The following is a 4,756-nucleotide window of genomic DNA, read 5'->3' on the forward strand; positions in this document are numbered from 1 at the left end:
TGTCCTTCAGAGGAAAATCTTATCCGAATGAAATTGGACGGAATTTCAAGCATTGCGAATTTGGACTTTGATATTCCGAATCGAAAATTGACCGTTTTTCACAGCGGAGAAATTGACCAAATCGAAAAGTCCGTTATCGAACTGAATTTAGGTGGAAAAAAAATCTCAACGGAACAAACCGACCAAACGGAATTTAAAGAAAACGAAAATCAGAAAAAACTACTTTGGTCTGTACTTGCCATAAATTTTGCTTTTTTCATTATTGAAATGACAACAGGAATTATCTCAAAATCTATGGGACTTGTTGCCGATAGTTTAGATATGCTTGCGGACAGTTTTGTGTACGGAATTAGTTTGTTTGCGGTTGGCGGAACAGTAATAAAGAAAAAACGGATTGCCAAACTTGCTGGATATTTTCAAATAATACTTGCGATTATTGGATTTGTAGAAGTCTTGAGAAGATTTTTCGGAAACGAGAAACTTCCCGATTTTTCAACAATGATTATCGTTTCGATTTTTGCACTTATTGCAAACGGAATTTGTCTTTATATTTTGCAAAAGTCAAAGAGCAAAGAAGAAGCACATATGAAAGCGAGTATGATTTTCACTTCGAATGACGTGATTATCAATTTGGGAGTAATTATTGCAGGAATTTTAGTGCATTATTTGAGTTCTAATAAACCTGATTTGATTATCGGAACAATTGTTTTTGCATTGGTAATTCAAGGAGCATTTCGGATTTTGAAATTAAGTAAGTGAACTAAAAAAGCACTACTTACAACAACGTGTATAATTAATGGCTGGTTCTCGCCTACTTACGAAAATCCTCGCGGATTTTCTATTCGGTTTTTATTTGCTAAATTAGGTGCTTAAACACGCCACTAATCATACACAAAACCGTTGTGGTGCATTAAAAAATGACAGTTACTGAAGAAAAATATCTTCCGACAGAAATCTTACAAAAAGCAATTGTAAGCGGAAATGAATACGGTTGGAAACGAACTGACTTTAAAGAAGTAGTTGACAAAGCCGTTGAAGTCGGACTTGGAATTATTGGCGGACAAGTTCAATTCAAACTGCAAGACGGAACTTGTGAACTTTATTGGCACAAATACGACACGACAGACAGAAAATTAGATGAAAATTGGAAAGACTACTGCCAACGAACAAAAGAAGAATGCTTGAGTCAATTTGAGAAAATTCCGACCGACAAAAAGTTAATAAGAGAAGGAATTGAAAACTTTGATTTTTTGAAAGAGAAAAGTAAAACTAATATAGAACTCAGTGACTTCTTAATTTTCATTCTATATTTTAACGACCTTGAAACCGACCTTGAAAATGTCTGATAAAAAAGTAAATATCGAACTGACCAAAGAAGAAGCAATTGTTCTTTTTGAATTTCTCGGTAGATTTAACGAGAATGAGGACTCAAGTAGATTTGAAGACCAAGCAGAACAGAGAGTTCTTTGGAATATTGAAAGTAGTTTAGAAAAGAAGTTGAGTGAGCCATTACGAGCTGACTTTCAAGATATCGTAAGTAAATCAAGAGAAAGATTGAGAGATAAAAATGAATAAAAACGCACCACAACAGCACCTAAGAAAACATGGGGCGGTCGGTGGTTTCCGCAAGTTTCGCTCTTCGTGGCTATCTTTGTCGCAGGCGGACAGGAAATTGTTTCGAAAAGCCCCACGTTTCTTAGCTGCGGCACGTTGGGTGTAATTTAATGAGCCCAATCATAAGCAGTTTCGCAACTATCAACTTTGGCTTTTGACCAATCAATCTTATTGTGCGAGTCCGTTGGAAATACCCTTTTCTGACAAGTTGTTTTTACACCAGTTACCCAAAGTTGGTGAATAACATCTTCCATTTCCTCATCACTCATGTTGTTTGCAGGCTTAATTGACCTTTCAATAAAACCTTTCACTTTTTCAAGTTGCGCACAATTACAGACATATTTAGCGTCTTGACCTGAACAAGCTGAAAGAAAAACTACGCCCAACACTGCATAAAGTGAATGGCGCAATTTGTTGTTTAATTTAAGTTTCATATTTCTAAATTTAATTCGTTACTAAAATGACATTGTAGCTTTTTAGGTGCGCTAATCACCTTATGCTTAACCGTTAGGTGCAATTAGTGCAAATTTTAAGATATGGCATATAAAAATGGAAATTACTCTGCGTTCTATGTAAGTGAGCCTTTCAGTGAAAGCAGTCTTGGCGCACATGCAACAAGGGATTTTGTTTATTACAGCATGCTCAGAGGTTGGAAAGGCGGTGATTCAACTTTTCCTTTCAATGACTCACATAATAAAAATTACAATGTTAGAGACAACAGCAATTGGGAATTAACACTAAAGCCTCGGATTCGTGAACGCTTGAGAAATTCCAAAAATATGATTCTGTTTTTGAGCTCATTAACCAAGAGCTCTCGGGCCATTCGAGAAGAGATAGACTATGGAATAAATATACAAGGCTTACCAGTAATTGTTGTATATCCAGAGTATAGTGAGAAAAGTGATATAATTAATTGCCAATCCGAAACCTTCAGAAAGCAAATTACAGATTTATGGGACAAATTACCGCAATTTAGAAATTCAATGTATAATGTTCCTACCATGCACATACCAAACAAAAAGGACCTAATAAGAAGTGCATTGGGCGACAGTGATTTTATGTATAGTACAAAATGTGCTGCTGGCACTTACTTTTATAAGTGCTAAAACTTTATGAAATACTTTATCAGTTCCATAACAAGCAAAGCATATTGGCGCTATATATTCTCTCAGAATGGATTAAAATCAATACTTGCAATCTTTGGGTTGATCTGGCTGATTATTGAATCTTTAGATTTTTTTAATGTCTATACTAGAGATCAATATGCCTCATATGCTTTTTTTATATTTATTGCTATCTCGACAGTTATTTCAATACTACTTAGAAGGCCTATTAAGTCTATTTCAGTCCGATTCCCCGAATACGATTTTTGTATTGAAGTACGTATCGCCAACTTATTCGAATTGAATGGCGCAACCATGATCAGCTCAAACACAATATTTGAAGCGGATGTTGCTGGTGGCAAAATTTCAGTTGATAGTCTTCAAGGGCAGTTTACAGCAAAATATTATACAGGTAACCAAAGTAAATTAATCAGCGAGATTAATGAAGAACTCAAATTAATAGATTCAACTTCTCCCTATCCAATGGGTACAACAATTCCGATTCATACTCACGGTAAGACTTTCTACTTAACCGCAATGGCTGAGCTTGGTGAGAATGGAAATGCATCTTCAACAATGACCGATGTGAAAAATGCCTTGGAAGGGTTGTGGGATTACGTAAGAACTAGCGGAGAACTTCAAGAACTTGCTGTTCCTGTAGTCGGAACAGGAAGAGGTAGGTTAAAGACCTCAAGAAAGAAAATGATCGCGATGATAGCTGAATCATTTGTTAAGGCCTCAACCAATAATAAATTCACTGATAAGTTGATTATAACTATTCGACCAGAGGATGCTGAGAGTTTTGGAATCAATCTATATGATATAAAAGATCATTTAAGGCATATATTGAAATGAAAAAGCACCTAACAAACACTAAAATGAATATGCGAACTGAGCATTTTGAAAGGACATTGCAAACCCGAAACATGGGTGCTTTTAGCAACTGGGGCGCATACTCATTTTAGTTGGACGTTGGCGTGCATTTAAAACAACACGAAATTGAAGATTGTAACTTGGAATTGTAATGGAGCATTTAGAAAGAAGTTTGAACATATTTCGGACTTCAATGCTGACATTTACATTATCCAAGAATGTGAAAACCCAGCCGAATGTCGACACCCAAAATATCAAGAATGGGCTGAAAACTACATTTGGATTGGCGACAGCAAAAACAAAGGACTTGCAATTTTCGCAAGACCAGAAATTGAATTAAAGAAACTTGATTGGTCAAACAAATTCAAAGACCACTATGTAAAGCACTTTTTACCGTGTAAAATCAATCAAGACTTTGACTTACTTGCTGTTTGGACTCACCGAAATAACTCACCGAATTTCGGCTACATTGGACAATTATGGAAATACTTGCAAGTCAATAAAGACAAACTGAACACGACAATTATCGCAGGAGATTTTAACAGCAATACGAGATGGGATGAATGGGATAGATGGTGGAATCACTCTGACGTTGTAAACGAACTGAAAGAACTCGGAATTGAAAGTCTTTACCATAATTACACAGGAGAGCAGCAAGGAGCCGAGACCAATCCGACTTTATACTTCCAGCGAAAACTCGAAAGACCATATCACATTGACTATGTTTTTGGTGCTCAAAGATTCTCTGACAGACTAAAGAAAGTCGAAATCGGACAAGTAGACAAATGGTTGGGAATAAGCGACCATATGCCAGTATTGTGTGAAATTGACGACCGAAAAATGAAAAACGACACGCCAACATCGGCTATAGCAAATGCGGGCTAAAGTGCTAATATGAAAGTAATTACAAAAAATAAACAAACTGCTAAACGGAAAAGTAAGTGCCTTGAAATCCCGCACTTGCCATAGCCACGGCCGTTGTGTGCAAGGCTACCCGACATCATACCAAAGCTCAACTTGAAACAGATAGAATAAAAATACTTCAATTGATTTAGAAAGGATTTTTGAAATTTGCAGAATATTTTACTTAAGACAGAACATTATGGATATTATCAATCTTCCCGAAAATTTATTTGAGGGCAACCACAATTCGTCAGAATTGCAAA

7 protein-coding genes are annotated in these 4,756 nt (G+C 36.1%); 6 read left to right on the forward strand and 1 reads right to left on the reverse strand.

Going from position 1 to position 4,756, the window contains the following annotated elements:
* The 3 genes from VFM92_RS13645 to VFM92_RS13655 form a co-directional block, all read left to right on the forward strand.
* The coding region (locus VFM92_RS13645) for a cation transporter (protein WP_325122784.1) at positions 1-759 on the forward strand (759 nt) is incomplete at its 5' end.
* Between the two features lie 158 nt (positions 760-917).
* The gene (locus VFM92_RS13650) at positions 918-1,346 is read left to right on the forward strand and encodes a hypothetical protein (RefSeq protein WP_325122785.1); all 429 of its coding nucleotides are present in this window, start codon (positions 918-920) and stop codon (positions 1,344-1,346) included.
* Complete coding sequence (locus VFM92_RS13655) at positions 1,339-1,575, forward strand: hypothetical protein (protein WP_325122786.1); 237 nt, start codon at positions 1,339-1,341, stop codon at positions 1,573-1,575. Before VFM92_RS13650 ends, VFM92_RS13655 begins: the two co-directional genes overlap by 8 nt.
* Before the next feature lie 146 nt (positions 1,576-1,721).
* Here the strand turns inward: VFM92_RS13655 and VFM92_RS13660 are convergent, their stop codons facing one another.
* Positions 1,722-2,048 (reverse strand): hypothetical protein, encoded by a 327-nt coding sequence (locus tag VFM92_RS13660; RefSeq protein ID WP_325122787.1) that lies wholly within the window; start codon positions 2,046-2,048, stop codon positions 1,722-1,724.
* Positions 2,049-2,150: 102 nt separating this feature from the next.
* On the opposite strand from VFM92_RS13660, the gene VFM92_RS13665 reads away from it, so the two are divergent.
* From VFM92_RS13665 to VFM92_RS13675, 3 genes are all read left to right on the forward strand, one after another.
* On the forward strand, positions 2,151-2,720 hold the full coding sequence (locus tag VFM92_RS13665) for a TIR domain-containing protein (protein WP_325122788.1): 570 nt from the start codon (positions 2,151-2,153) through the stop codon (positions 2,718-2,720).
* A gap of 6 nt (positions 2,721-2,726) precedes the next feature.
* A complete protein-coding gene (locus tag VFM92_RS13670) occupies positions 2,727-3,572 on the forward strand; it encodes a macro domain-containing protein (protein ID WP_325122789.1) in 846 nt (281 codons plus the stop codon).
* A gap of 144 nt (positions 3,573-3,716) precedes the next feature.
* Positions 3,717-4,475, forward strand: a complete 759-nt coding sequence (locus VFM92_RS13675; protein WP_325122790.1) for an endonuclease/exonuclease/phosphatase family protein — start codon at positions 3,717-3,719, stop codon at positions 4,473-4,475.
* Positions 4,476-4,756 lie beyond the last annotated feature (281 nt).

The sequence above is a fragment of the Marivirga sp. genome, from assembly GCF_035704835.1.
In the GTDB taxonomy this organism is placed as follows: domain Bacteria; phylum Bacteroidota; class Bacteroidia; order Cytophagales; family Cyclobacteriaceae; genus Marivirga.